The sequence below is a fragment of the Taibaiella lutea genome, assembly GCF_008629695.1.
Lineage (GTDB): Bacteria > Bacteroidota > Bacteroidia > Chitinophagales > Chitinophagaceae > Taibaiella > Taibaiella lutea.
This window is the reverse complement of the sequence record NZ_VWSH01000004.1, coordinates 512,850-537,898: the sequence shown is the minus strand read 5'-3', so window position 1 is coordinate 537,898 and position 25,049 is coordinate 512,850. Positions and strand designations below refer to the sequence as shown.

Below are 25,049 nucleotides of genomic sequence, written 5' to 3'. Positions count from 1 at the left end.
GGGCAATGAAATCCGTAAACTTCTTTTCCTGAATATCATAAGTATCTTTAATTATCTAAGGAGATGAGAAAGAAAAGCTGAGCCTATTAGTATTCCTATAATTAAAGGGATAGCATATAGATAAAATGGAGCCCTGCTTTTTTCTTCGTATTCTTTCTGTAAAGAATAGAGCCTTAAAGGATTATTGCAAGAACTGCAATTTATCGAAACACTTTTATTTCCAATTGGGCAGATTGGGATAAAGAAAATGTGGTAATAATCCATATAAACTTTTACTGTGAAATCGAAATCTTTACAATTTTCGCACTGATGTTGGTATTCATTATGTTTTTTGATAAGTGCGTTGCGTTGACCGTGGAGGATGAACATAATATTAGATCACTTTTATAATCAGGTAAAGAAACAAAAAATATTTTTAGAAAGAGTTAAGTAAAGTCTCAAATAAAGACCCTTTCGGTATTTTTAATTAAATTTGTCATGTGATTTTTGGACGTAGCAAATAAATGAATAGAAATGCAAGTAGTATTAGATATACCTGAAAACAGACTGGCTTTTTTTATGGAATTGGTCAATAGCCTTGGTTTTGTAAATTCAACTGAAAAAGCAGAACGTAATCCGCTTACCCGGCACCAAATGGATTTGGTAGATATTGAAGTGCAAAAAGCCAAAGACGACCCAAATTATATGCTGGACTGGGAAGAGGTAAAACATAGGATAGATTGGGACGCATGCTGAGAATTAGAGTATCACCAATTACAGAACAAGATTTGCAGGAAGGCGCAAAATATTATAACAGGCAGCAACCAGGATTAGGCAAAAGATTTGAAGAAGCTGTCAAACAAACTTTTGATAAAATATTACGCATACCTCAGGCAGCTTCTATTTCCACAATGACATCCGATATAAAGTGATGGCTGATTTTCCCTTTATCATTACTTACAGGTTCGATGATAAGACGGTGTATATCATCCGGGTTTTTAATACTAATTTGAATCCTGATAAGTTGTAATCTGCCCTACAGATTGACTTTATCGGTAAAAATGCCCCTCCAACATCCTTCAAATAAAATATTTTTTCATCGGATGTTATTTTTTCAAAAACAATTCCTACCTTTGCGCCCTTAATTAAAGATGCTCTTTTCTGTAAATCAGGATTTGGGAGAGATTTAGTTTAACTCGTTAATACCAAAAATTTTAAGCAATGGCTAAAGAAATTTCGGGCTATGTAAAGCTCCAATGTAAAGGTGGCCAAGCCAATCCGGCTCCGCCAATCGGTCCAGCGTTAGGTTCCAAAGGTGTAAACATCATGGAATTCTGTAAACAATTCAACGCTCGTACTCAAGACAAACCAGGTAAAGTATTGCCGGTTTTGATCACAGTTTTCACAGACAAATCTTTTGAATTCGTAATTAAAACGCCTCCAGCACCAGTTCAGTTGATGGAAGCTGCTAAAATTAAAAGCGGATCTAAAGAGCCAAACCGTAACAAAGTAGGTAAAGTAACCTGGGCACAAGTAGAAGAAATCGCTAAAGATAAAATGGCGGATCTTAACTGCTTCACTACCGAAAGCGCTATGAAAATGGTTGCCGGTACAGCTCGTAGCATGGGTCTTACTGTTGAAGGAACTGCTCCTTGGGCTTAATAATTCCCTATTGTTTCACCTCATTTAAATTATTGTTGCAATGGCATCTTTAAATAAAAAAAGAAAAGCTGTAGAAGCTAAACTTGATAAAAACAAAGTTTACACTTTAGCAGAAGCTGCTCAGGTAGTAAAAGAAATAAATACCACAAAATTTGATAGCTCAGTAGATGTTCACATCCGTTTGGGTATCGATCCTAAAAAAGCTGATCAGGCTTTGCGTGGTACAGTAACCCTTCCTCACGGTACAGGTAAAACAAAATCTGTTTTGGTACTTTGTCCTCCTGACAAAGAAGCTGAAGCAAAAGCTGCCGGTGCTGATTTCGTAGGTCTGGATGAATTCATTCAAAAAATCGAAGGTGGCTGGACTGGCGTTGACGTTATCGTTGCAACACCATCCGTAATGCCTAAGATTGGTAAATTAGGTAAAGTATTAGGACCACGTAACCTGATGCCAAACCCTAAAACCGGTACTGTAACTAATGATGTTGCCGGTGCGGTTAATGATGTAAAAGGTGGTAAAATTGCGTTCAAAGTTGATAAAGCCGGTATTATTCATGCTTCCATCGGTCGTGTTTCTTTCGAACCAAACAAAATCGCTGAAAACGCTCAGGAGCTAATCAATACACTTATCCGTATGAAACCAAGCACTGCTAAAGGTATCTACGTAAAAGGTGTGAGCATGGCTTCCACTATGAGTCCTGGTTTAGCAATCGATACTAAATCTGTAGCGAACTAATAAACTTTTGTGAAGCGGTTTGTGAAGACACAAACCACGGCATAAGGGTTGTTGTTAATCGAAATTGTATAACCGTCCCGTTTGGGTCCAAAATTTTCAAACAATGAACACTGCTCAAAAATCAGAAGCGATTGAGCTTTTAAAAAATAAATTTTCTCAGTACAGTAATTTTTATGTTACAAATACTGAGTCTCTGACTGTAGAACAAATCAGTCAGTTGCGCAGAACCTGCTTCGAAAAAGGCGTTGAGATGAAAGTGGCTAAGAACACTATGATCAAAAAAGCATTAGAAAGCTTTAACGACGAGAAATATGCAGGTATCTACGACGCTCTTCATGGTGTAACTGCTTTAATGTTCTCTGATTCTCCAAAAGAACCAGCTGTAATATTGAGTGATTTCCGTGGAGCAAAAGGCGAAAAACCGGCATTGAAAGCTGCGTTGATCGGTGAAGATGTTTTCTTCGGAGATAATCAATTGACTGCTCTTAAAAACATCAAAACCAAAAACGAACTTATCGGTGAGGTTATTGGTCTATTGCAATCTCCAATCCGTCGCGTAATTGCTGCTTTGCAAAACCAGGAAGCAAAAGGTGGTGCTGATGCTGCAACTGAAGAAGTTGCGCCGGAAGCTCCAACAGCTGCTCCTGAAGCACCAGAGGCTGACGCTCCTGCTGCTGAATAATTTGTCAGAATATTGAGTGTGTCATTTCGACAAGCTCCATGACCGACGCAGTGGCTGAGCTTGTCGAAACCACTACGGACAAAGAATTCAAAATGGACATTAAACAATGGTGATTGTCCGGCACCACAATTAAATTGGCTTCCAAGCTCATTATATTTTTAGTAAACTAATTTTAAAAAATTCAAAATCTTATAAAAATGGCAGACGTAAAATCATTAGCCGAATCATTAGTAAACTTAACAGTTAAAGAAGTTCAGGAACTTGCTGACGTTCTTAAAGCTGAATATGGTATCGAACCAGCAGCAGCAGCAGCAGTTGTTATGGCAGGTCCAAGCACAGAAGCAGCAGCAGAAAAAACTGAATTTGACGTTATCTTGAAAGGCGCAGGTGCTTCTAAATTAAACGTTGTAAAAATCGTTAAAGATCTTACAGGTTTAGGTTTGAAAGAAGCTAAAGAATTAGTTGATGGCGCTCCTAAAGCTGTTAAAGAGAAAATCTCTAAAGCTGAAGCTGACGATATCGCTGGTAAATTGAAAGAAGCAGGTGCTGACGTTGAAGTTGCTTAATTGTAACACAGACTTCTAGTTTATATTTTTGAAAAGCCCTCCAAACGGAGGGCTTTTTTGTTGATGATATTTTCTTTTACAATATTAATGTGCATGATTGCAATAAATTCTTTCTATCTCAATATGAATGAATTAATGAAGTGATTGCTTTTCCTGTTTTTACCTTTGACATCTCTAACAGGCCAAAACCAAAATGCTCCGCTTCATTAAAATTTTATGTGCATTACTATGTCTTGCACTTGCTGCCAAAGCCCAAAAAGACAGCGTATATCATCATATGTTCAGGGTGTATGACAATAATGATATTTTTAAATTGCTGGGAGATGTTTCAGATAAAGGATATACCAATGGAACCGGCATTGAATTTTATTATACCAAAGATCATACCTCCCGATTTTTCCTGGATAAATGGATGCCAAAAGCCGAGGCTGAAGCTATAAATACCTTTGGCATAAGTGTGACGCAAGATATGTACACTCCTTCTGATATCAGCACTTCTCAGCCCGATGTCAGAGATTGGCCATATTCAGGCGCTTTATATTTCACGCATAGCCTGCATTCTTACAATCCACTTAAAAAATACAAGATTTCATCCGAGATAGTTTCAGGTGTCATGGGCAAAGGTGCATTGACAAAACAAATGCAAACGTTTATTCATTCTTTTATTGCATCCGATAAACCTTCAGGGTGGGGTAAAACTTATCCTACAGACGTTTTGTTGAATATTAACCTGAATTATGAACATGCAATCTGGAGCGCTCCTTATCTTGAAATATTAGGCGGCGGAAATGCAATGTTAGGTACTATGCTGGATGGAGCTTCTGCATATAGTTATATCAGAGTGGGGAAGATGGTTCCTTATTTCGATAATTTTATTTCCAGGTTTGCAAAACCTTTCGGGCAAAAAAATCATTTGCAGTTTTATCTTTTTGCAAAACCTATGCTTGAATGGATTGCTTATGATGCAGTATTGCAGGGTGGTGTTTTTGAAGGTAAATCAGATTATTATAAAGACAGCAATGCTTTAAAGGCAAATCATGATGTTTCACGTTCCATTGAATATGGTCTTTCTCTTAGTTTTGGCCCGGTTGGTCTATCTTTTTCCCAAACCACCATGTCTCGCCTGGAGGATGGTTTACAACATCAAAGGGTTGGCAGCCTGGCAGTTCAGGTTGCTTTTTGATAAAAAAGATGCTGAAATTTGATAGCAGAATAAGTTCAGATCATTATAAAACCTGTGAGGTTTTTGAAACCTCACAGGTTTCCCCACATTAGAACTCAAATTCGAAAACTCAACCTTCTATAAAAGTAGTTAGCCAAACGGCACTGTATTTCATAATGTAAATCAATAAATTTCGGGCCTCCGGATTTTCCCTAACAAAAAAATAATACAGTCTAATCTTATTGAGATAATTATTATTACCTTTGCGCCCTTAATCAACCATCCATAGATGCAACCTGAGGTTAAAATTTTTTCCGGTACTAATTCAGAATACCTGGCTACACAGATTGCCAGATCTTTCGGTAAAGAATTAGGCAACATTAAAATCCAGAAATTCAGTGACGGCGAGTTCCAGCCTGTTTATCTGGAATCGATTCGTGGAGATTATGTTTTCCTTGTCCAGTCTACGTTTGCACCTTCAGACAACCTGATGGAACTGCTTATGATGATTGATGCTGCAAAGCGTGCTTCTGCCGGTTACATCACTGCTGTAATCCCCTATTTCGGATTCGCACGTCAGGATAGAAAAGACAAGCCACGTGTTTCAATTGCATCAAAACTGGTAGCTAATTTGCTTACCGTTGCAGGTGCAGACCGCGTGATGACTATGGATTTACACGCGCCGCAGATTCAGGGTTTCTTCGATATTCCGGTGGATCACCTGGATAGCTCGGCTATTTTTATTCCGTATATTGAAAAACTGAATTTAGAAAACCTTACCTTTGCGTCCCCTGACGTAGGAAGCACGAATCGTGTGCGTGAAGTGGCCAGTTATTTCAATGCTGAAATGGTAATTTGCGACAAGCAAAGAAAGCGTGCAAATGAAATTGCATCCATGACGGTTATTGGTGATGTTACAGGCAGAAACGTTGTATTGATTGATGATATTTGCGATACTGCAGGTACATTGTCCAAGTCAGCAGCAATATTGAAAGAAAGGGGTGCTTTAAGTGTTCGTGCATTTTGTACCCATCCGGTATTGAGTGGCAATGCTTATGCAAATATTGAGAATTCTGTTTTGGAAAGCATGGTTGTTTGCGATACAATTCCATTGCGCCAGGAAAGCAGTAAGATTGAAGTTTGCAGCACCGCGGAATTATTTGCCGTTGCTATCCGTAACACGTTTGAAAATAAATCTATTCACTCGTTGTTCATACATAGCCAAAGAAAAAAGTAATATTGAGTGCCCGCAGGAAAAGCACTTTCCGGCGGGAATAATAAAATGACTGTTTAAGCAAAAAAATACGGGTCGGCCAATGCCGTTAGTTCTTTAAAAAAATTAAATTAATCACAGTTCATAGTTAGATGTTCACCCGAATATTCATTTGGCTTTGAAAGGTAAAAACAAGTACAAAAAATGAAAACTGTCGTTATCGAAGGACAATTAAGAACCGACACGGGTAAAAAAGCAGCTCGTGATTTGCGTTCATCAGGACAAGTATTAGGTGTAATTTATGGTGGTAAAGAAGAAATTCATTTCTCTGCACCTCAGTTGGCTTTCCGCCCGTTGGTTTACACTCCGGAATTCCAGATTGCAGAAATCAAAGTTGACGGTAAATCTTACCGCACTATTTTGAAAGACAAACAATTTGATGTTGTAACAGATTCTTTGAATCATATTGATTTCCTTGAATTGGTTAGTGACAGAAAAGTAATTGCAAATCTTCCATTGAATTTTGTAGGCCAGTCTGAAGGTGTTAAAGCCGGTGGTCGTCTGGTTATCAAAATGAAATCATTGAAATTGCGTACTATGCCTGAAAACTTAGTATCAAGCATTGATGTTGATATCACTAACCTTCAGCTGAACGGTAATATCCGTGTTGAAGATGTAAAAATCGAAAACGCAGAATTGATGAACCCGCTTCGTCAGCCGATTGCTTCTGTAGTTATGACCCGTGCGCTTCGTCAAGCTGAAACTGAAACTAAGAAAGGTAAATAATTTCTTAATTGAAATAAAGCTTAAAAGCCGCAATCCGAAAGGTTTGCGGCTTTTTGATTTTTTCTTTGCGGACCTACATTTGTCATACATAGTTTGACATTTACTTTGCGCTTTTTTGATTATCTTTGGCAACTTTGCAGAAACGGATAGTGAATAAGTTTTCACTGTGATTGATAACAATAAACAAATATTTGAATGCCCAAAGTAACCTATAACAATAAGAACGCAGTTTTTTTTCCATCATTGAAGAAGGCAGTCGAGGACTATTTTACAACCCGACAATTGAAGAAGACAGGTAATTGGAAATTGTATATTAAAACTGTAGTGTTGTTACTGTTATCAGCAGCATTATATTATACACTTGTATTCATTCCTTTAACCGCAATAGCAGGAATCGGGTTGAGTATTCTGTTCGGAGTAACCCTTGCCGGAGTTGGCTTTGATGTAATGCATGATGCTTGCCATGGCAGTTATTCTACAAAAAAATGGGTAAATGAAATACTTGGCCTTACTTTGAATGTATTGGGCGGCAATGCTTTTTTCTGGAAACAAAAGCATAATATCATCCATCATACCTATACAAATGTGGATGGCGTTGATGATGACATCGCTAAAAGCCCGATGATAAGAATGTGCAATACACAAAAATGGGTGCCTGCACATAAATATCAGCATATCTATCTTCCTTTTCTATACATGCTGGGTTCTATTTTCTGGGTATTCGTACAAGACCCAGTTAAATATGCTACCAAGAAAGTTTATACCACGCCATTGCCTAAAATGGATACCAAAGAGCATATCATCTTTTGGGTAAGTAAAATTCTGTATCTGGCATTTTATATTGCCTTGCCAATCTATACTGTAGGCATGTTACCATGGTTGGTTGGTTTCCTTTGCATGCATTTTGCTTTAGGATTTACGCTTTCTATCGTATTTCAATTGGCACATGTGGTGGAGGAGACAGAGTTTGAATATGTTGATATTTCAGACTTCAAGCATATTGAAAATGAATGGGCCATTCATCAGATAAAAACCACTGCCAACTTTTCTCCTGAGAGCAAAATCATTAATTGGTTTGTAGGCGGACTTAATTTCCAGATTGAACACCATTTGTTCCCACGTATCAGTCATGTACATTATCCTGCCATCAGCAAGATAGTGGAAGCTAAATGCAAGGAGTTTGGCATTACTTATAACAGTATTCCCAAAATGACTACCGCCATTAACTCGCACTTCCGTTTTATTAAAGAATTGGGTAAACGCCCTGAAAACGTATTGGCTATTCAGAAACGTCCTTTGGAAGTAATGGCATAGTATCTTTTGCCGGGAATGTCAATTTAATAAGTGTTGTTCAAAGCAATGTATAAGCAGTAGCTTTATAATATATACAAAATGAGAGGCGGTTTTTTAAGCCGCCTCTCATTTTTAGGTATGCTTCATTACTGTAAAGCTTTCTTTTGTATATATGTGAATGTTTCTAACTCCCTGCGTTCTGTCTTATTCCCTTATGTTCATCAAACCTGTCATTTATCAGCTTCTCCAGGTTATTGAAGTTGCATTTTAAAGCCCCGGAAGTAATGGATAGCGGCGTTCCATACATGCTGTTGTTCCCAGCCATTAGTTTTTTTGTAAGCCCTTTTGCCTTGTCAAGATAAAAGCCGGGGTTTATAGTGTAAATCAACAGGAATTTTGTTGAGGCAATTTGTTCCGTTTTTATTACTGTAATATCTGTCCATTTTATAAGTCCGATGCTGGAAGCATTTGTATTGTCTAAAATTCCATTTTCATCAATTATCAGCCCTGTTTTTTTATCAAACAATTTCTTTATTGCATAAATACCTATTGTAGTAAAGAATAGAATAGCAGCTATACCAACGCCTTTTACGATTGTCAGATTAACCTTTGTCTGTTGGTTCGCTATGGTATTCATTAAGTAAAACCCTGCTATTACAAACAAAATTGACCCCACAATCGTGAGTAATATTTTTGTCTTGCTTAATGGAATTTCTATTCTATTCATTTTCAATGTGCTTTACATTGTCCTTTAGGTTGTATTGTTATGGGAGGCCCGACAGCAACCTGTATATTTATAATCAATTTAAACATTTCCTTGTTACCATTTCTTAAGCCGCAAAATCTATGGACGCGAGATAATCAACCGCAATGCACCTGTAAAAAATGCCTGAGTCCTGAAATGTCCGTATTTTCTGTTCCATTCTCCCGAAAGTAAATCATCTTCCAATCTTTTAACCAATTCAGATGCTGTTGCTTCGGGTAGAAATCCCCATGCCGATTGTGACTGGCGGACTTCTTTTTGTAAAAATGCTTCCGGCCTTCCATAAAATGCTTCCTGAAAACCATCCGTACAATCCAAAGGTATGGGGACCGGTATCACTTCAATATTGCCGCCTAAGGCATTACTGATAAAATCTACGGTAGGGTAGCGGGCTTTTTCAACGGCTATCAGCTCCGGAAAATATTGCGCATTCCAGAATTCATCCAGTGCATCAGGGTCAAAAGTCATGATGATGACCTGTTCTTTTGTAACTCTTCGTAATTCCTGCAATCCCTTGGCTATATCAGGCCAATGATGTACTGTTACCATCGCCATAGAAGCGTCGAATGCGTTGTCGTCAAAAGGCAGGTGATCGGCTTTTGCGTTGATTCCCGGAACTTTGTTATTGGCTTTTCTTTGTTCACGCATTACGAACGAAGGCTCAACTGCTACAACATAATGATCGTCAGGCTCATAAGAACCGCCTCCTGCACCAACATTCAATATGGTTTTTGCATGTTCCAATGCTGTATTTACATAGGCTGCAATACGTGGGTCAGTTTGTCTGTGGCCTGAATAAGTATGTCCGAATTTATCATAGTTGAAAGCTGGATCGGCTATTTTCATGTTTGTAAATGATATTTAATTTAAGATATCAGTATAAGATACCAAAGGGATCAGATACCCTTACTCTAAGGAATCTGAATAAGTTATGTCAAGGAATCAACACTACTTACGATAGATGGCAGATGCCTTTATGGCTTAGTATATTAAAATATATGCCGTTTCTCCTCAGCAATATATTTGTGCAGAAATTCCGTAAATAATTTCATTGCTTTTCCACGGTGGCTTAAGGTGTTTTTTATTTCCAGGGGTAACTCGCCAAATGTTTGCCCGTAGCCTTCAGGAACAAACAAGGGATCATAGCCAAATCCACCGTTTCCTTTAGGCGCATCTGTAATGTGGCCCTCACATTTTCCCTCAAAATAATGTATTTCGTCATTCAGCAACAGACAAATAACGGATTTATAATGAGCCCGTTTGTCAGTTACCTTTTGAATTTCCGTTAATAGTTTCCTGTTATTGTTGTCATCATTACTTGGCTCCCCTGCGTATCTGGCACTGAAAACACCGGGCTCTCCATTCAGTGCAGGTACAATCAGTCCACTATCTTCCGAGAAACAGTTCTGGCCCGTCCGGTTTTTGATATAGTCTGCTTTGGCCTTTGCATTGTCCCTGAAAGTATAAAAGGGTTCGGGAATCTCTGCATCTATTCCTGCATCCTTCATAGAAGTTACCGTTATTTCAGCAGGTATTAAACTTTGAATCTCAGTTATTTTACCTTTATTGTTAGAAGCAAATATTAAATTCATTTATCTAAATTTTAACCGAGGAAATGAGGTTTCAACGCGTTCTGCCAAAGATTGTTTTTAATTTCCTGGCTTTTCATCATTTCTGCAATAGAAGAAGATTTGATCCAGACTCTGTTGTCAAACCTGATGACCTGATTAAAAGGCATCAGGATATTCAGATTAAGATCTTTTTCGGAAACACCGAAAAGAAGAATCTCTTTAATGGATGCTGCATTTCTGAAATAAGACCAGTCATTTGTTAATACCGAAACATTGTAATCGTTACTTTGTAATTTGCAGGCAGCAAGAATTTTTTCTAATTGAGCCGATTCTTCCGTTTCATTGATAAAAGGACTTATGATAACCAAAGTCCTAAAGGTTAGTAACCCCTCACTAATATTTTTTTCAATGTTATTTTTATTTTCAATCAGCTTGCTATTATTGAATAACACTTTATTTAAATTGCTATATTCATTATTTAACATTAACGTATTGGAATTTAATGGTTAGTGTTTACTTAAAGGACAAAAAAATTTCGTTCCTTTGCAACCTCAAAGATAAAGGATTGTGTTGTAGAACGATAATCAATTAAAAGAGTAAATCAATTTAACTATGAACGTTTCAGAGCTTAACATTAAAGTAAGTAAAACTGAGAACAGCCGAATTCATCCTTTAACCAAGGATAATCTGGTTTTTGGTAAAGAATACGCGGACCATATGTTGGTTTGTGATTACAAAGATGGAGAGTGGGGTACTCCGGAAATACTTCCTTACGGAAATTTCAGCATGAGCCCTGCAACTTCTTTTATGCATTATGGCCAGGCTATTTTCGAAGGTATTAAAGCTTATCGCCAGCCTGATGGTTCCATTTCAATTTTCCGTCCTGTTGACAACTGGAAACGTATGAATGTTTCTGCTCACAGAATGGGCATGCCTGATATTCCTGAAGAAATTTTTATGGAAGGCATGCGTCAGCTAATCGAATTAGACGCAGCCTGGGTACCGGGTGAAGCAGAGACTTCTTTATATATCCGTCCGTTCATGATTGCAATGGATGAATTCATTGGTGTGCGTTCTTCCGAAACATACCGTTTTGCAATTATTACAAGCCCTGCGGGTGCTTATTACAATAAGCCGGTACGTATTTATGTACAGGACAAATATGTCCGTGCTGCAAAAGGCGGTATTGGTTTTACTAAAGCTGCAGGTAACTATGGCGCAAGCATGTTGCCGGCTGCCGAGGTTAAGAAAATGGGTTATGACCAAAACCTTTGGACAGACGCGGTTGAAAACAAATATGTACAGGAAATCGGTACAATGAATGTTTTCTTTATCGTTGACGGTGTTGCCTTAACGCCTGATTTGAATAGCGGTACTATCCTTGCAGGTGTTACCCGTGATAGTATTATTACTTTGCTGAAAGAAAATGGCATTACTGTAGAAGAACGTCCTATCAGCATGGATGAGCTGGAAGCAGCCCATAAAGCAGGTAAACTACAAGAAGCTTTTGGTAGTGGTACTGCGGCCTCCATGTCTTTCATTGCAAACCTTACTTATAAAGGAGAGCAACTGGATTTGCCGGAAGTATCTGAGTGGAAGATATCCCCAAAAATCAAAGCACAGTTAGACGACATCCGTTATGGCCGTGTGGATGATAAATACGATTGGAGATTTAAAATCTGAGTTTAAGTTTAAGTGAATAATAAGAAAAGGCTTTTCCGCAAGGGAAGGCCTTTTTCTTTTGTTTGGTTCTTTTTATCACTAAATATAAAATCATAAGAAGATTGATTATTTTCAATCCATATTAAGACCTGTTTCTTATTATTGAAAATGATTGCTAAGCAAATCATTCCGATAATATCATAAGTGAAATGATACTTTTTAAAAATAATAATGGCACCTGTATTTTTTGAAAAACAGTCAGGCTTCAGGAAATGGCTGAAGCAGCATCATGAGAAGGAAACAGAACTGCTTGTGGGCTTTTATAAGGTAGATAGCGGCAAGCCAAGCATGACCTGGTCTGAATCGGTTGATGAAGCGCTTTGCTTCGGATGGATAGATGGTGTCCGTAAATCCATAGACAAGGATAGCTATCAGATTCGTTTTTCGCAACGCAAGCCGTCAAGCATATGGAGTGCGATAAATATTAAAAAGGTTGAAAAATTAAAGGAGCAGGGACTTATGTATCCGGCAGGAATTGCGGCATTTGAAATGCGCAAAGAAGAAAGGTCGAAGATATATTCGCACGAAACAGAAAATGTAAAATTTATGCCTGAGTTTGAAAAGCAATTTAAGGCAAATAAAAACGCATGGGAATACTTTCAATTGCTTGCAGCATCTTATCAAAAAGTATCCATACACTGGGTTATGAGTGCGAAGCAGGCATCTACTCAAACAAAGAGGTTAAAAAGCCTTATTGAAGACAGTGCAAATGGCACCAACCAATGGAAGGATAATAAGTACAAGAAAAAATAAGTAACAGCGTAGTACAGCGCAGCTCTTTCAATAAATATCAAACTTTCTGTTAAAACATTTCTTTCTCACAAAAAAAAGTGTCAAAAAATTTGTGTAGTCAAATAGCTACACTTACATTTGTAGTCAAATAACTACATAATGAACCTGAGACGAGATGTTTTTCAAGCCATAGCAGATCCTACAAGGCGCGCCATACTGCTATTGGTTGCTTCACAATCCATGACAGCAGGCGCAATAGCCTCCAACTTTGATACGGCAAGGCCTACTGTTTCCAAACACATACAGATTCTTGCCGAATGCGAATTGCTGGAGCAGGAACAGAACGGCAGGGAAATTTACTATCACATTAATGCAAAAAAAATGAAAGAAGTAGCCGACTTTATCGAGCCATTCCGCCAGATGTGGGATGAACGATTTAATAAACTGGAATCTATCATGAAGCAATACAAACCAAAAAAATAACAGAACATGGAACTAAAAACAAAAATCAATGCCGGGGACGGCAAACAGGAGTTGGTAATTACACGCGAATTTGATTTGCCGTTGGAATTATTGTTTAAAGCTTATGAGGATCCTGAAATTGTGGAACAATGGATGGGTACAAAAGTGTTGAAACTTGAAAATAAAGCACACGGTGGTTACCGTTTTGAAACCAGCGACGCCAATGGGAATGTAGTATTTCAGGCCAATGGTACTATCCATGAATTTGTTCCGAACCACAAAATCACACGGACGTTTGAAATGGAGAACGCAGCTTTTCCCGTACAGCTTGAGTTCCTCGAATTTGAATCACTTACGGACGATACCAGCAAACTTACCATGCAAATAGTTTATAAATCGGTTGCCTGTAGGGATCAGGTATTGAAGCTGCCTTTTGCGCAGGGTCTCAATATGGCACATAACCGCTTACAAGACATCGTAAACAAATTAAAATAACACATTATGCAAAAAGGAAAACTGATTATTTATTGGGTTGCAACCCTGCTACTGGCTTTCGGCATGCTGGGAAGCGGCCTTGCTCAAATATTTCATGTCAAAGCTATGATTGACCTGGTTGTTCCGCTGGGTTACCCTTTGTACTTCCTGTACATCATTGGTGTGTGGAAAGTATTGGGTGTAATAGCCATTCTGGTTCCTAAATTTAAACTCCTCAAAGAATGGGCTTATGCAGGCTTCTTTTTTCTGATGACGGGAGCATTTATTTCCCATCTGGCCAGCGGCGATTATGCCGTTAAAGCATTATTAGGACCATTAATGCAGACTATTTTTATTATTTTGTCGTGGTATTGCAGACCTGCGGACAGAAAAATTATTTTGGTTAATCAGTAAATGAATGACATGAATCCTAAAGTTGATTTTTACTTTGATAAGACCCAGAAGTGGTATGAAGAAACAGCGCAATTAAGAAAAATTGTTCTTGATTGCGGACTGACGGAAGAGTTGAAATGGGGTTGTCCATGCTATACTTTCGGCAAAAACAATATTGTCCTGATACATGTTTTCAAAGAATATTGTGCGCTTTTATTTTTCAAAGGAGTCTTGCTGAATGATGCCGATGGTATCCTGATTCAGCAAACGGAAAATGTACAGGCGGCAAGGCAGATACGGTTCACCGATTACAGGGAAATAGTCAGGATGGAGGCTATTCTGAAAACTTATATTTACGGAGCTATTGCTGTGGAAAAAGCAGGGTTAAAAGTAGCGCTTAAAAAGACTTCGGAATATCCTGTTCCTGAAGAGTTTCAAAACAAACTGAATGATAATGCCGCTTTGAAGAAAGCTTTTAAAGCATTGACACCCGGAAGACAAAGAGCCTATCTTTTTCATTTCTCTCAACCGAAACAGTCCAAAACCAGGGAATCAAGAATTGAGAAAAGCATACCGAAAATTCTTGCCGGCAAAGGGTTGGATGATTAATTTTGGTAACTATATATGTGTTGGGACCAATATTAAATTCCTGCAAGGACGACAAAGAATAGGATAGGGTGCAACCCTATCTGCCTGTTAAATAATATATAGTAATCTTAATTTACAGTTCAATAAAATCCATTTCTATAATGAATAGCAATTCCGGCATTATAATCAGGAAAGCAATTCCGGCAGACTTATCGGATGTTTACAGGTTAATTTGTGAACTTGAAAATGATATATTTGAGCATGATATTTTTTCCGGGATTTACGAAGAAAACCTAAAAAGCAAATACTGTTTTTATATTGTTGCGGAGACAGAAAATAAAGTTGTCGGATTTATCAGTTTACAAATACAGCAACTTTTGCATCATTGCGGAACAGTTGGCGAAGTACAGGAATTTTATATTGACAAGGATTACAGAGGCAAAGGCATTGGCCGGCAGTTAATGGATGAAGTAAAGCAATATGCAGCAGAACATCAACTGAAAGGCCTTGAAGTAACTTCTAATAAAAGAAGGACAGAAAATGTAAATGTTTATGAAAGCCTCGGCTTTAAATTGACGCACAATAAATTTACTATTTGAACTAAAAATTATAAGCATGACCAGTACGAAAAAGAAATTGTCACAGGAACAGGCTGCATCATTATTAAGTGAATTAAAAGCCCGCTTTGAAAAAAACAAGAGTCGCCATAAAGGCCTTGAATGGAATAAAGTACAAGCCAGGCTTGAAGCACATCCTGCAAAACTATGGTCGCTTGATGAAATGGAAATAACCGGCGGAGAGCCCGATGTTATAGGTTATGATAAAAAGAAGGACGAATACCTTTTTTGCGATTGTTCGGCAGAAAGTCCTAAAGGCCGCAGAAGTTTGTGTTATGATCGTGAAGCACACCATTCAAGAAAAGAGCATAAACCCAAGGACAGCGCTATGGATATGGCAGAAGCAATGGGTATAGAACTTTTGACAGAAGAGGAATATCGCAACCTGCAGCAATTGGGTAAATTCGATACTAAAACATCCAGCTGGGTGCAAACGCCTGATGATATCAGAAAACTGGGCGGCGCTCTTTTTTGTGACAGGCGTTACGATACCGTCTTCCTGTATCATAATGGTGCAGAATCCTATTATGCTGCCAGAGGCTTTCGTGGCATGCTAAGAGTTTAGGTTTAGTAAAATAAAAGATGAAATGGAACAGCATAAAGAGATGAAGCAGCCTGATAATACGGCCGTAAGGACCGCTTTATGGCGTGCATTGCATGTTGAGGTGGATGCCCCACCGCATATAATTGAAGATGAAACAGGGCTGAAATTGATAGCGCCGGATGAAGGGTGGAAGCAACGTCCCGATATGCATCCGGAATTTACCAGGCGGCTACGTGCTTCCATTGTAGCGCGTGCACGTTTTACGGAAGATTTGGTTATTGAAGAGTATAAGAAAGGAATCAGCCAATATGTTATACTCGGTGCAGGGCTTGATACCTTTGCGCAACGCTATCCTGATATTGCTTCTAACCTTCAGATATTTGAGATTGACCAACCCGATACGCAGACATGGAAGCAACATCGTCTGCTTGAAACGGGCTTTGGCATCTCAAAGCAATTGCACTTTGTTTCCGTCAATTTTGAAACTTCATCCTGGTGGGCCGCATTATTGAAAGCAGGATTTGATACGGGTAAACCGACAGTTGTTGTCTGTACAGGTGTCAGCTTGTACCTTACAAAAGACGCCATTATTACGACTTTAAAACAAATAGCAACACTTGCACCTGGTTCGACACTTGCCATGACTTTTTATCTGCCGATGAATTTGCTTGACAAAGAAGATCAACCTTTACAGGAGATAGCGGAAAAGGGTACCAGACAAGCTGGTACACCATTTGTAAGCTTTTTTACACCGGAGGAAATATTGGAGTTAGCTAATGAAGCAGGATTTAAAGATGCCCGAACTATATCGACAAAGGATCTGGAGGCACTTTATTTTGCAGGCAGGACAGACAATTTTTCACCGGCGAGTGGGGAAGTGTTTTTGCTGGCTAAAACATAAATGTTATTTGCAGATCTTCCGGTAGCCAGATAAATCGATTTTATTTTTAAAACCCCATCTGACAGGCTACGTGAATGAACAGCATCCGTTAACAACTATCTTACTTTTTTTAAGCAAACTCATTTTTCTCCCTTCCCGTCTATGTAGCGATAACAAGCTATAGGTATGAATAAATGTAAACCTCGATTTATTATTTTCTTGCTGTTACTTTTTATTTCTCATTTAAGTAATGCAAAAGGAAACTATAATCACTATTATGAAATTATCAATCGTGCAGAAACTGAATTCGTAAATCACGGGAATAGGGAATGCTTTAAATATTATGATTCTGCTTTCAGTATTTTTGACGAACCTTTTGTAAAAGATGCTTACATAGCTGCTGAAATTGCCTGTTATCTCAAGGATACAATGGCTATGTTTCATTACTTTGATATTTGTTTTAAAAACGGGCTGCCATTAAGCTCGATACGTAGTGCGCCCATTCTTCGTTATATCAATAAAACCGATTTCTATCCTTCAATATGTGCGTTGTATGACAAAGACAAAAACATTAAAAAAACAGATATAGCGGCACAAAGAACAATATGGTTGTTTTGTTATGAGTCCGACAGTATAAAATTGAAAATCGGACGTGATTCTCTGATACGGCAGCAATGGTTTAAGGAAGAAAACGGCTTCAGGGAATATATCTTCAAACAATATCTTTCAAAAGGCCTGTTTCCCGGCGAGCGGATTATAGGTATTGCAACTGATTCCATGTACGAAGCCAATCTCCGGTATTTTCATAAGAAAGATTTATACGGTTCCATAGGATTTGTAACAGACGATGAATACAAACAGGACTATGATCTTTTATCAAAATATGCATTATCTGTCTTTATCCATTCTAAATGTTCATTCTGGAAATACAAAGAGCAATTGTGGCAGGCAGTGTTGAACGGTTATTTGCAGCCTAAGGAATATGCTATTCTTGAAGTGACCAGTACCTTATGGAATCAGCATAACGAAAATTCATGGGATGATTGTAATATCAGCAAAAAAGACTTGTATTATTATATCCTGCCTGATGAACTACGAAAAGGGGTTGTTTCCGATCAGTCTATCGATATTATAGAACAAAACCGACAGAAAATATACCTGCAATCTTACAAAATTGATGAGGCGAAAAAACAACTACAACAACAGACCGGCATTTGGTTTTTCTACGATTTTATAGACAGGCCGAGAAAGTGAGTTCGATTAAAACATTGCCTGCATAGATTTTTCTTCAAGTATTATAATTAATAAACGCAACCTCTTCTATTAGTCGCAAGGGCAGTAATAGGAATAGAATCAAAATATGGATACGTATCCGTTAATGTTACACGAAACTGTCCAAACGATACATTCTCCTGCGGGATCGGTACATGAACCTACGGGAGCGACATACAGGTGTTACGGAACAATATATGATCTGGCTGAAAAAGCAACTGGGAAAGGGCGAATTAGAATAGCGATGGATAAAATCCATCATTATATATAGAATATAAGTAAAGAAGCCATCAATATTTTGCCCGAAAACATTGTATTTCCTAATGAAACAATAATAAGATTATTATCCGCTGGATTGAAATTTTCGATTCAAAAGTTTACGGAAAAGTATATCCTTAAATGAGTTTCTTCTTTAGTAATTCTGTATCCTCATTAAGTTATGAATAATATTATCTTATCCATTGATATCACATACAATTTTAGGTAACTTAGTGCTCCCCTTGCCTGTAAACACTTAATCACAAATTCAGTTAGAAATGAAAAAGTTAGCTTTCCTCCTGCTTTTAATAGTGCCGTCGTTGCAGAGCCTCTGCCAAACGAACTCGATACTTGTGTTATCGGACGTGCATGTTGAGTTGAGCCCGGCAGAGGCCAACCCGGCTGACAAAGACGCAGATACCATGCTATTTACAGCTGCTGTCAAAAGTGTGGGAGCGCAAAAATTTCCCTTTATCATTATGCCGGGCGATCTTATGCCACACGGCAATGCGCATGACACTGCCAGTATGAAAAAAACACTTGAATACGTAATTGAACATGTGCAAAACCTGGATAAAGACGCTATTATTTTACCTGCTTTGGGAAATAATGATTGTATGGCTCATAATACACCGGATGATATGACCTACGAAGTGTTTTATGGGTCAGCGTTAAAGAGGATCGACAAAGACAGTAGCATATACAAAACCTTTAAAAAAGGAGGTTATTATCAATACACCAAAGACGATCTGTCGGTCATTGTGCTTAATACTTTGCTTTTTGCTTCTTTTGTGCACGGACAGGACTCTGCGGCAAAACAAGAACTATGCTGGTTGGGAGCGGCATTACAAAATGCCCTCCAGACAAACCGGAAGGTTTGGATCGTATATCATGTCCCTCCCGGTATCGACAGGTATAATAACAGTCAGTCCTGGCATCAAGCTATCCAGGAAATGTACATTGATACAATAAAGAAATATGCCCCGATTATCAAATTTCAACTGGCCGGGCATACACATATGAACGATTACAGGCTGATCACGCATAACAAAACTATAATTTCTTACATTGATATCGCTCCCGGTCTGAACACGAGAAATGGAAATAATCCCGCATATCAGATTGTAGACTATAATGTACCGGATAAAACCATAAATGAAGTAAAAACCTATTTCACAAATGCTTCCTATCGCGTATGGGATTCTTTCAGCTTCAAAGATTTTAACTTCGATTTTCTGTTGAACTTTAAAGAAAATAACCCCAAAGGAGTAGCCTTCGTCCAGCATTATTCAGCAAATAGCGGCCAGGCGATGTCAAATGGTCATAAAATTATCTGGGACGACGGCTTTGCAGGAGGATCTGTCATCAAGGCCGATTAGTTGGTTGATTTGTTTGACTGGTGCGTCCTTAGAAATATTCTCTTAAATCCAAAATGGTCAAAACAATAATCTAAAAATTCAGGAATAATTTGTTTCGGCAATCCCTTTCGTCCGAAAAAGTCCTCAAACCTTTCCTGTTTTTACACTAATGTAACTCACATCCTACTTTCTTCCAGTTCACTATTGTGAAAAATAATTGCAATAAATTTGCGCAACTCAAAAGTTGCGTATATATTTGCAACCTGAGAGTTGCTCAATTGATAATTAGAAATGAAACAAGACATATTTCAAGCCATAGCCGATCCGACCCGCAGGGCCATTTTAACGTTACTGGCAATTCAGGCGTTGACCCCAAATGCAATGGCGGAAAAATTTGATATGACCCGTCAGGCGGTATCAAAACATATTAAAGTATTGCACGAATGCGAATTAATTAAACCTGAGCATAGCGGAAGGGAGATCTACTATCACTTTAATGCCAAAAAGATGCAGGAATTTGATCATTGGCTGGCACAGTTCAGGCAAAACTGGGAAAATCAATTTAACCAACTCGACCAATTATTAACCACAATTAAAACACAGAAATAATGAACAACGATCTGTTATTTGATTTTAACGTTGACAAAACCACCAAAACGGTTTACATAACCAGGGAATTTAACGCCGGGCAATCCTTGGTATGGGATGCCTTTACTAAAGCCGAGCTACTGGATCAATGGGGTGCACCTGCACCTATGCGCGCCAAAACAAAGTATATGAATTTTGAAGTGGGAGGGCGGCGATTTTACGCGATGATAAGCCCCGACGGGCAGGAGCGGTGGTCGGTTCAGGAATTTACATCTATTACCCCGAAAACCAATTTTAAGATGTACAACGCGTTTTCAGATAAAGATGAAAACCGCGAATTGCCTGGTTCTGAATGGGATTACAATTTCAGCGAACAAAATGGCAAAACCAAAGTACACATCATTATTTTCAATGAATCGTTTGAGCGTTTGGAAAGATTATTGGAGGGCTTCAAAATAGGATTCACCATTACTTTAAAAAATCTGGAAGAATTGTTGACCTCTTTATCACAGAAATCATAAAAAGAAAATTCACACTCACATTAAAATTTAAAAAAAATTATGAAAGCAATTAATCCCTGGATCAACTTCAACGGAAATGCTGAAGAAGCATTTACTTTTTACAAATCAGTTTTTGGCGGCGAGTTTACGAAGATCGTTCGCTTTAAGGACTTGGCGAGCGATGAATTTCAGGTACCGGAAAACGAAGCAAATAAAATAATGCACATTGCTTTACCGCTTGGCAAGCACAATGTATTATTAGCTAATGATGTTCCCGAATTTATGGGGCGTGTAAACGAAAACGAAAACAGATCAAAAATAGTCGTTAATGCTGAAAGCCGCGAAGAAGCGGACAGAATATTTAACGGATTATCAGCTAACGGCGATATTGAAGGGCCGATTGGCGACAGCCCCTGGAGAACTTACGCCGGAATGTTCCGTGACAAATATGGTATTGAATGGATCGTGGAATTTGACCCCAATTATTAAAAATCATAACAGCAGTCAACAGCTCGTGCTTTGAAAATTTTAAGGACGCTATAAAAGACACAATTAAACTTTACGCATTATTGAAAAGCTTGACTATCTGGCTAAAATAAAAAAACCTGCAAATCCAAGATTTGCAGGTTTTTTTAAAGCTTTTGGTAATGTTTCTTGTAGCACGTACGGGAATCGAACCCGTGATTCCTCCGTGAAAGGGAGGCGTCTTAACCCCTTGACCAACGCGCCGTTTACTTTGGGAGTGCAAAGGTAGAACCTCTTGATTTATTTTCCAAAAAAAGGTAAGAAAAAAATAAAAATAAATTTACACCATTTTAGAGTTAAGCAATAATTGGAAATTCATAAGGTTGGAAGTACCTTTGCACCGATTTTTTATTAACAAGCAAAAATCCAACAAATAATCATGAGTAAAGTTAAAGTTGCCATTAATGGTTTCGGGCGCATTGGCCGCCTTGCATTTCGTCAGATCTTCAATATGGAAGGTATTGATGTTGTAGCGATCAATGATCTTACTGAACCAAAAGTTTTAGCACACCTTCTTAAATATGATACTGCCCAAGGCCGTTTTGACCAACAAGTAAGTCATTCTGAAAATGCTATTACTGTTAATGGTCATGAAATTAAAATCTATGCTCAGCGTGATCCTGCTCAGATTCCATGGGGTCAGCATGAAGTAGATGTGGTTTTGGAATGTACAGGTTTCTTTACTGATGCTGAAAAAGCAAAAGCACATATTACTGCCGGGGCAAAACGTGTTGTAATTTCCGCACCGGCTACAGGCGATTTGAAAACAGTTGTTTTCAATGTAAACCACGATATCCTTGATGGTTCTGAAACTGTTATCAGTTGCGCTTCCTGCACTACCAACTGCCTTGCCCCAATGGCTAAAGTATTGCACGATAAATATGAAATCAAAGCAGGTCAGATGACTACGGTTCACGCTTATACAAATGACCAGAATACATTGGATGCACCACATGCGAAAGGTGATTTGCGTCGTGCCCGTGCTGCTGCGGAAAACATTGTTCCAAACTCTACCGGTGCTGCAAAAGCAATCGGTCTGGTTATTCCTGATTTGAAAGGTAAATTGGATGGTGGCGCACAACGTGTTCCTACCGTTACCGGTTCTTTGACAGAATTGAATACTATTCTGGGTGCAAAAGTTACAGCTGAAGAAATCAATGCTGCAATGAAAGCTGCTGCAAACGAATCATTCGGTTATAACGAAGATGAAATCGTATCAAGCGATATTATCGGTACACATTTCGGTTCTTTGTTCGATGCTACACAAACTAAAGTTGTAACTGTCGGCGATTACCAATTGGTTAAAACAGTTAGCTGGTACGATAACGAAATGAGCTATGTTTCTCAGTTAGTTCGTACCGTTAAATACTTTGCAGGTATCATTAAATAAGATTCAACACCTGATTATAATAATAAAGGGCTTCCATCGGAAGCCCTTTATTATTATTTGTATAATTGAATTATTCAAATACCTCATTCAGGATACTGAACGAATGTAATCTGGCATCCAGATCAAACACATTGGTGTTTATCATTAATTCATTGGCTTGCGTATCTTCAAGAAAAGCACTTAATCTTTGACGCAAGGTTTCTTTGCTTCCGGCAAAAGTGTATTTTGTCATTTGTGCCACTGTAGCCTGTGCCTGTAAATCCCATAAGCCATCCATAGAATCGACAGGAGGTTGCAATGGTCTTCTGTTATTGGTTATGATTCCGAGAAACATCTGGTAAATGCTTGTTGCCAGTCTGTTGGCTTCTTTATCCGTATCGGCAGCAATTACATTGATACATGGCATTACGTAAGGCTGTTGCAACTGTTTGGAAGGCTTGAAGTTTTTTCTGTATATTGAAATGGCAGTCATTAAATCGGTAGGTGCAAAATGAGATGCAAAAGCATAGGGTAGGCCAAAGGCCGCAGCTACATAGGCACTGTCTGTGCTTGAACCTAAAATCCATATCGGCACATTGGCGCCTTCTCCCGGAAAAGCCCTTACAAGTGTTTTTTCATTTGTATTCTGAAAATAACTTTGAAGCTCCAGTATATTTGGTGCAAAATCGTAGGGCTTATTAGCGAAATTTTTGCGCAATGCCATTGCTGCAGCCGGGTCTGTACCTGGTGCACGGCCTAATCCAAGCTCAATCCGGTTGGGGTACATTGTTTCCAATGTGCCGAATTGCTCAGCAATTGCCAATGGTGCGTGATTTGGCAGCATAATGCCACCGGAACCAATTCGTAAAGAATTTGTTTTCCCCGCAACATGTCCAATCATGACCGCTGTAGCAGAGCTTGCAATGTGTTGCATATTATGGTGCTCGGCAAGCCATAAACGTTGAAAACCCAGTTTTTCAATATGTTGGGCCACTTCCACCGTTCTTTCTATAGCACTCTGATAATTTCCGCCTGCTGTTACAACCGAAAGGTCTAATGCCGACAATTTTATTTTTCCCATTATCTGATTTTCTTATTTTAATAAGATACAAATATAGTACGGCGACAGCGCGCCAAAATTACTTTTACTCTATTACAGGATAAAGAAATTGCCTTATTAAAAAGCTGTAAGAATATTCATGCATTTAAATTCCTACTTCATTTCCATAATATCCGATTTCGGTAAAAAGCATTGTAATTTCTTTAACTAAAACTTCATGCCAAACAGCCAAATATCAGTTTTTCGTTTAAATCTACTTATCAGCTTTTAAACTGAGTTGAAATATATCCTTTTTTGGCCTTTATTATCTTCTGTTAGTTAAATAGTGGTTGCATCTTTGCATCGAACAACAAACGCAAGAGTACCAGTAAATTTTAACCGAACCAATCAATCAATAATAAATGAGAAAGTTATTAATGCTTGCCACGCTTTTAGTCTCGGGTGTTGCTGCATCTAATGCTCAGACTTCACAGACCGCAAATATAAGCGTCACTGTAAGTGATATTAAAACCATTACTATTAATTCAGGCGCTGCCCCCGGTTTTGCAATCAACTCAGCAGCAAATTTTACTGCAGTTTCAGGTGCTACAGGATTAGCAGCAAGTACTGCAACAAATATCACTGTTGTATCAAGAGGTGCTTATAAAGTAAAAGCGGTTTTGAGCGGCGATCTTACCAATGCTACCGCTACTAACGGAGCAGGAACTATCCCGGGAAACAAATTAGGTATCAGCGTATCTGGAGCAACAACACAATCGGGTGAAACAGCTCCGACAGTCATAAGTGCAAATACTGTTTTCACTGTTGGCGGTGGCACTATTGCCGATATCGTAAAAACTTCGAGTACGGGTAATGCCGGGGGTACTTTAGGTACTACTTTTAATGTCAATTATAAATTAGCAAATTTTCCGGGTGTTATTAACCTGGCAACAGGATCCTTTACTGCAAATGTGGTTTATACCATTGAAGCGAATTAGGTTTTAAATATGGTGATTTTAGAATTAGGTTCATAAGAAAATGTCTGCAAATTTTTGCAGGCATTTTTCTTTTATATGAATTTGAACATTTGATATTGTCTTCGCTACTATTTTACTATCTATAAATATCCGCTTTTGATTATTATGTTATTTTTCGGGAGAATACAGCTCTTAAAAGTTACCGAAACAAAGGATTATCAATTTTTTGTTTAAAAATATTAATTCGTGGATAAACTGAGATCAATTTTATCTTTTTTAATCCATTTCACACAATTATAACGTTTAAGGGAGTTGCATCTTTGCATTACCAAACAACA

The 25,049-nt window shown here is 38.3% G+C and carries 32 protein-coding genes and 1 tRNA gene; 26 read left to right on the top strand and 7 right to left on the bottom strand.

Going from position 1 to position 25,049, the window contains the following annotated elements; translation table 11 throughout:
- Nucleotides 1-51 precede the first annotated feature (51 nt).
- A complete protein-coding gene (locus tag F0919_RS18870) occupies nucleotides 52-369 on the bottom strand; it encodes a zinc-ribbon domain-containing protein (RefSeq protein WP_150034039.1) in 318 nt (105 codons plus the stop codon).
- A 144-nt stretch (nucleotides 370-513) separates the two neighbouring features.
- On the opposite strand from F0919_RS18870, the gene F0919_RS17280 reads away from it, so the two are divergent.
- From F0919_RS17280 to F0919_RS17235, 10 genes are all read left to right on the top strand, one after another.
- Complete coding sequence (locus F0919_RS17280; protein WP_150034038.1) at nucleotides 514-735, top strand: hypothetical protein; 222 nt, start codon at nucleotides 514-516, stop codon at nucleotides 733-735.
- Nucleotides 729-911: a hypothetical protein gene (locus tag F0919_RS17275; RefSeq protein WP_150034037.1), complete on the top strand. Its 183-nt coding sequence runs from the start codon at nucleotides 729-731 to the stop codon at nucleotides 909-911. Before F0919_RS17280 ends, F0919_RS17275 begins: the two co-directional genes overlap by 7 nt.
- Before the next feature lie 289 nt (nucleotides 912-1,200).
- Nucleotides 1,201-1,641 (top strand): 50S ribosomal protein L11, encoded by a 441-nt coding sequence (rplK, locus tag F0919_RS17270; RefSeq protein ID WP_150034036.1) that lies wholly within the window; start codon nucleotides 1,201-1,203, stop codon nucleotides 1,639-1,641.
- A gap of 40 nt (nucleotides 1,642-1,681) precedes the next feature.
- On the top strand, nucleotides 1,682-2,377 hold the full coding sequence (gene rplA / locus F0919_RS17265) for a 50S ribosomal protein L1 (protein WP_150034035.1): 696 nt from the start codon (nucleotides 1,682-1,684) through the stop codon (nucleotides 2,375-2,377).
- Nucleotides 2,378-2,480: 103 nt separating this feature from the next.
- Nucleotides 2,481-3,059 (top strand): 50S ribosomal protein L10, encoded by a 579-nt coding sequence (rplJ, locus tag F0919_RS17260; protein ID WP_150034034.1) that lies wholly within the window; start codon nucleotides 2,481-2,483, stop codon nucleotides 3,057-3,059.
- A gap of 197 nt (nucleotides 3,060-3,256) precedes the next feature.
- Complete coding sequence (gene rplL / locus F0919_RS17255) at nucleotides 3,257-3,625, top strand: 50S ribosomal protein L7/L12 (RefSeq protein WP_150034033.1); 369 nt, start codon at nucleotides 3,257-3,259, stop codon at nucleotides 3,623-3,625.
- Nucleotides 3,626-3,818: 193 nt separating this feature from the next.
- Nucleotides 3,819-4,808, top strand: a complete 990-nt coding sequence (locus tag F0919_RS17250) for a lipid A deacylase LpxR family protein (RefSeq protein WP_150034032.1) — start codon at nucleotides 3,819-3,821, stop codon at nucleotides 4,806-4,808.
- Between the two features lie 268 nt (nucleotides 4,809-5,076).
- Nucleotides 5,077-6,024: a ribose-phosphate pyrophosphokinase gene (locus tag F0919_RS17245; protein WP_150034031.1), complete on the top strand. Its 948-nt coding sequence runs from the start codon at nucleotides 5,077-5,079 to the stop codon at nucleotides 6,022-6,024.
- 180 nt (nucleotides 6,025-6,204) lie between these two features.
- Nucleotides 6,205-6,786 (top strand): 50S ribosomal protein L25, encoded by a 582-nt coding sequence (locus F0919_RS17240; RefSeq protein WP_150034030.1) that lies wholly within the window; start codon nucleotides 6,205-6,207, stop codon nucleotides 6,784-6,786.
- 195 nt (nucleotides 6,787-6,981) lie between these two features.
- The gene (locus tag F0919_RS17235) at nucleotides 6,982-8,100 is read left to right on the top strand and encodes a fatty acid desaturase family protein (RefSeq protein WP_150034029.1); all 1,119 of its coding nucleotides are present in this window, start codon (nucleotides 6,982-6,984) and stop codon (nucleotides 8,098-8,100) included.
- 163 nt (nucleotides 8,101-8,263) lie between these two features.
- Here the strand turns inward: F0919_RS17235 and F0919_RS17230 are convergent, their stop codons facing one another.
- The 4 genes from F0919_RS17230 to F0919_RS17215 form a co-directional block, all read right to left on the bottom strand.
- Nucleotides 8,264-8,806: an STM3941 family protein gene (locus F0919_RS17230; RefSeq protein WP_150034028.1), complete on the bottom strand. Its 543-nt coding sequence runs from the start codon at nucleotides 8,804-8,806 to the stop codon at nucleotides 8,264-8,266.
- Between the two features lie 117 nt (nucleotides 8,807-8,923).
- The gene (locus F0919_RS17225; protein WP_150034027.1) at nucleotides 8,924-9,688 is read right to left on the bottom strand and encodes a class I SAM-dependent methyltransferase; all 765 of its coding nucleotides are present in this window, start codon (nucleotides 9,686-9,688) and stop codon (nucleotides 8,924-8,926) included.
- Between the two features lie 143 nt (nucleotides 9,689-9,831).
- The gene (gene rdgB / locus F0919_RS17220; protein ID WP_150034026.1) at nucleotides 9,832-10,434 is read right to left on the bottom strand and encodes an RdgB/HAM1 family non-canonical purine NTP pyrophosphatase; all 603 of its coding nucleotides are present in this window, start codon (nucleotides 10,432-10,434) and stop codon (nucleotides 9,832-9,834) included.
- Between the two features lie 11 nt (nucleotides 10,435-10,445).
- Nucleotides 10,446-10,898: a hypothetical protein gene (locus F0919_RS17215; protein ID WP_150034025.1), complete on the bottom strand. Its 453-nt coding sequence runs from the start codon at nucleotides 10,896-10,898 to the stop codon at nucleotides 10,446-10,448.
- 127 nt (nucleotides 10,899-11,025) lie between these two features.
- Here F0919_RS17215 and F0919_RS17210 point away from each other — a divergent pair, with 127 nt between their 5' ends.
- The 14 genes from F0919_RS17210 (at nucleotide 11,026) to F0919_RS17145 (ending at nucleotide 21,290) form a co-directional block, all read left to right on the top strand.
- Entirely contained in the window at nucleotides 11,026-12,096 is a 1,071-nt protein-coding gene (locus F0919_RS17210) for a branched-chain amino acid aminotransferase (RefSeq protein WP_150034024.1), read from the top strand.
- Nucleotides 12,097-12,306: 210 nt separating this feature from the next.
- Nucleotides 12,307-12,888 carry a YdeI/OmpD-associated family protein gene (locus F0919_RS17205; RefSeq protein ID WP_150034023.1) on the top strand — a complete coding sequence of 194 codons (582 nt, stop codon included), beginning with the start codon at nucleotides 12,307-12,309 and terminating at the stop codon, nucleotides 12,886-12,888.
- Nucleotides 12,889-13,026: 138 nt separating this feature from the next.
- A complete protein-coding gene (locus F0919_RS17200) occupies nucleotides 13,027-13,350 on the top strand; it encodes an ArsR/SmtB family transcription factor (RefSeq protein WP_150034022.1) in 324 nt (107 codons plus the stop codon).
- A 6-nt stretch (nucleotides 13,351-13,356) separates the two neighbouring features.
- The gene (locus F0919_RS17195) at nucleotides 13,357-13,824 is read left to right on the top strand and encodes an SRPBCC domain-containing protein (RefSeq protein WP_150034021.1); all 468 of its coding nucleotides are present in this window, start codon (nucleotides 13,357-13,359) and stop codon (nucleotides 13,822-13,824) included.
- Between the two features lie 6 nt (nucleotides 13,825-13,830).
- A complete protein-coding gene (locus tag F0919_RS17190; protein WP_150034020.1) occupies nucleotides 13,831-14,217 on the top strand; it encodes a DoxX family protein in 387 nt (128 codons plus the stop codon).
- A 9-nt stretch (nucleotides 14,218-14,226) separates the two neighbouring features.
- Nucleotides 14,227-14,805 (top strand): YdeI/OmpD-associated family protein, encoded by a 579-nt coding sequence (locus tag F0919_RS17185; protein ID WP_150034019.1) that lies wholly within the window; start codon nucleotides 14,227-14,229, stop codon nucleotides 14,803-14,805.
- Nucleotides 14,806-14,945: 140 nt separating this feature from the next.
- Entirely contained in the window at nucleotides 14,946-15,383 is a 438-nt protein-coding gene (locus F0919_RS17180; RefSeq protein ID WP_150034018.1) for a GNAT family N-acetyltransferase, read from the top strand.
- 16 nt (nucleotides 15,384-15,399) lie between these two features.
- Nucleotides 15,400-15,966: a DUF4256 domain-containing protein gene (locus F0919_RS17175; protein WP_150034017.1), complete on the top strand. Its 567-nt coding sequence runs from the start codon at nucleotides 15,400-15,402 to the stop codon at nucleotides 15,964-15,966.
- Nucleotides 15,967-15,988: 22 nt separating this feature from the next.
- The gene (locus tag F0919_RS17170) at nucleotides 15,989-16,846 is read left to right on the top strand and encodes a class I SAM-dependent methyltransferase (protein ID WP_150034016.1); all 858 of its coding nucleotides are present in this window, start codon (nucleotides 15,989-15,991) and stop codon (nucleotides 16,844-16,846) included.
- Nucleotides 16,847-17,011: 165 nt separating this feature from the next.
- Nucleotides 17,012-18,079, top strand: a complete 1,068-nt coding sequence (locus F0919_RS17165) for a hypothetical protein (RefSeq protein ID WP_150034015.1) — start codon at nucleotides 17,012-17,014, stop codon at nucleotides 18,077-18,079.
- A gap of 554 nt (nucleotides 18,080-18,633) precedes the next feature.
- A complete protein-coding gene (locus F0919_RS17160; RefSeq protein WP_150034014.1) occupies nucleotides 18,634-19,734 on the top strand; it encodes a metallophosphoesterase family protein in 1,101 nt (366 codons plus the stop codon).
- A 270-nt stretch (nucleotides 19,735-20,004) separates the two neighbouring features.
- A complete protein-coding gene (locus tag F0919_RS17155) occupies nucleotides 20,005-20,322 on the top strand; it encodes an ArsR/SmtB family transcription factor (RefSeq protein WP_150034013.1) in 318 nt (105 codons plus the stop codon).
- Nucleotides 20,322-20,822, top strand: a complete 501-nt coding sequence (locus tag F0919_RS17150; protein ID WP_150034012.1) for an SRPBCC family protein — start codon at nucleotides 20,322-20,324, stop codon at nucleotides 20,820-20,822. The genes F0919_RS17155 and F0919_RS17150 overlap by 1 nt, the downstream gene beginning before the upstream one ends.
- Nucleotides 20,823-20,861: 39 nt before the next feature.
- The gene (locus tag F0919_RS17145) at nucleotides 20,862-21,290 is read left to right on the top strand and encodes a VOC family protein (protein WP_150034011.1); all 429 of its coding nucleotides are present in this window, start codon (nucleotides 20,862-20,864) and stop codon (nucleotides 21,288-21,290) included.
- Nucleotides 21,291-21,458: 168 nt separating this feature from the next.
- Here the strand turns inward: F0919_RS17145 and F0919_RS17140 are convergent.
- Nucleotides 21,459-21,530, bottom strand: a tRNA-Glu gene (locus F0919_RS17140).
- A gap of 175 nt (nucleotides 21,531-21,705) precedes the next feature.
- Between F0919_RS17140 and gap the strand changes: the two genes are divergently transcribed.
- Nucleotides 21,706-22,716 carry a type I glyceraldehyde-3-phosphate dehydrogenase gene (gap, locus tag F0919_RS17135; protein WP_150034010.1) on the top strand — a complete coding sequence of 337 codons (1,011 nt, stop codon included), beginning with the start codon at nucleotides 21,706-21,708 and terminating at the stop codon, nucleotides 22,714-22,716.
- Between the two features lie 70 nt (nucleotides 22,717-22,786).
- Here gap and F0919_RS17130 read toward each other — a convergent pair whose 3' ends face one another.
- Entirely contained in the window at nucleotides 22,787-23,776 is a 990-nt protein-coding gene (locus tag F0919_RS17130) for an LLM class flavin-dependent oxidoreductase (RefSeq protein ID WP_150034009.1), read from the bottom strand.
- 380 nt (nucleotides 23,777-24,156) lie between these two features.
- On the opposite strand from F0919_RS17130, the gene F0919_RS17125 reads away from it, so the two are divergent.
- Nucleotides 24,157-24,732: a hypothetical protein gene (locus F0919_RS17125; RefSeq protein ID WP_150034008.1), complete on the top strand. Its 576-nt coding sequence runs from the start codon at nucleotides 24,157-24,159 to the stop codon at nucleotides 24,730-24,732.
- The last annotated feature ends 317 nt before the right edge of the window (nucleotides 24,733-25,049 follow it).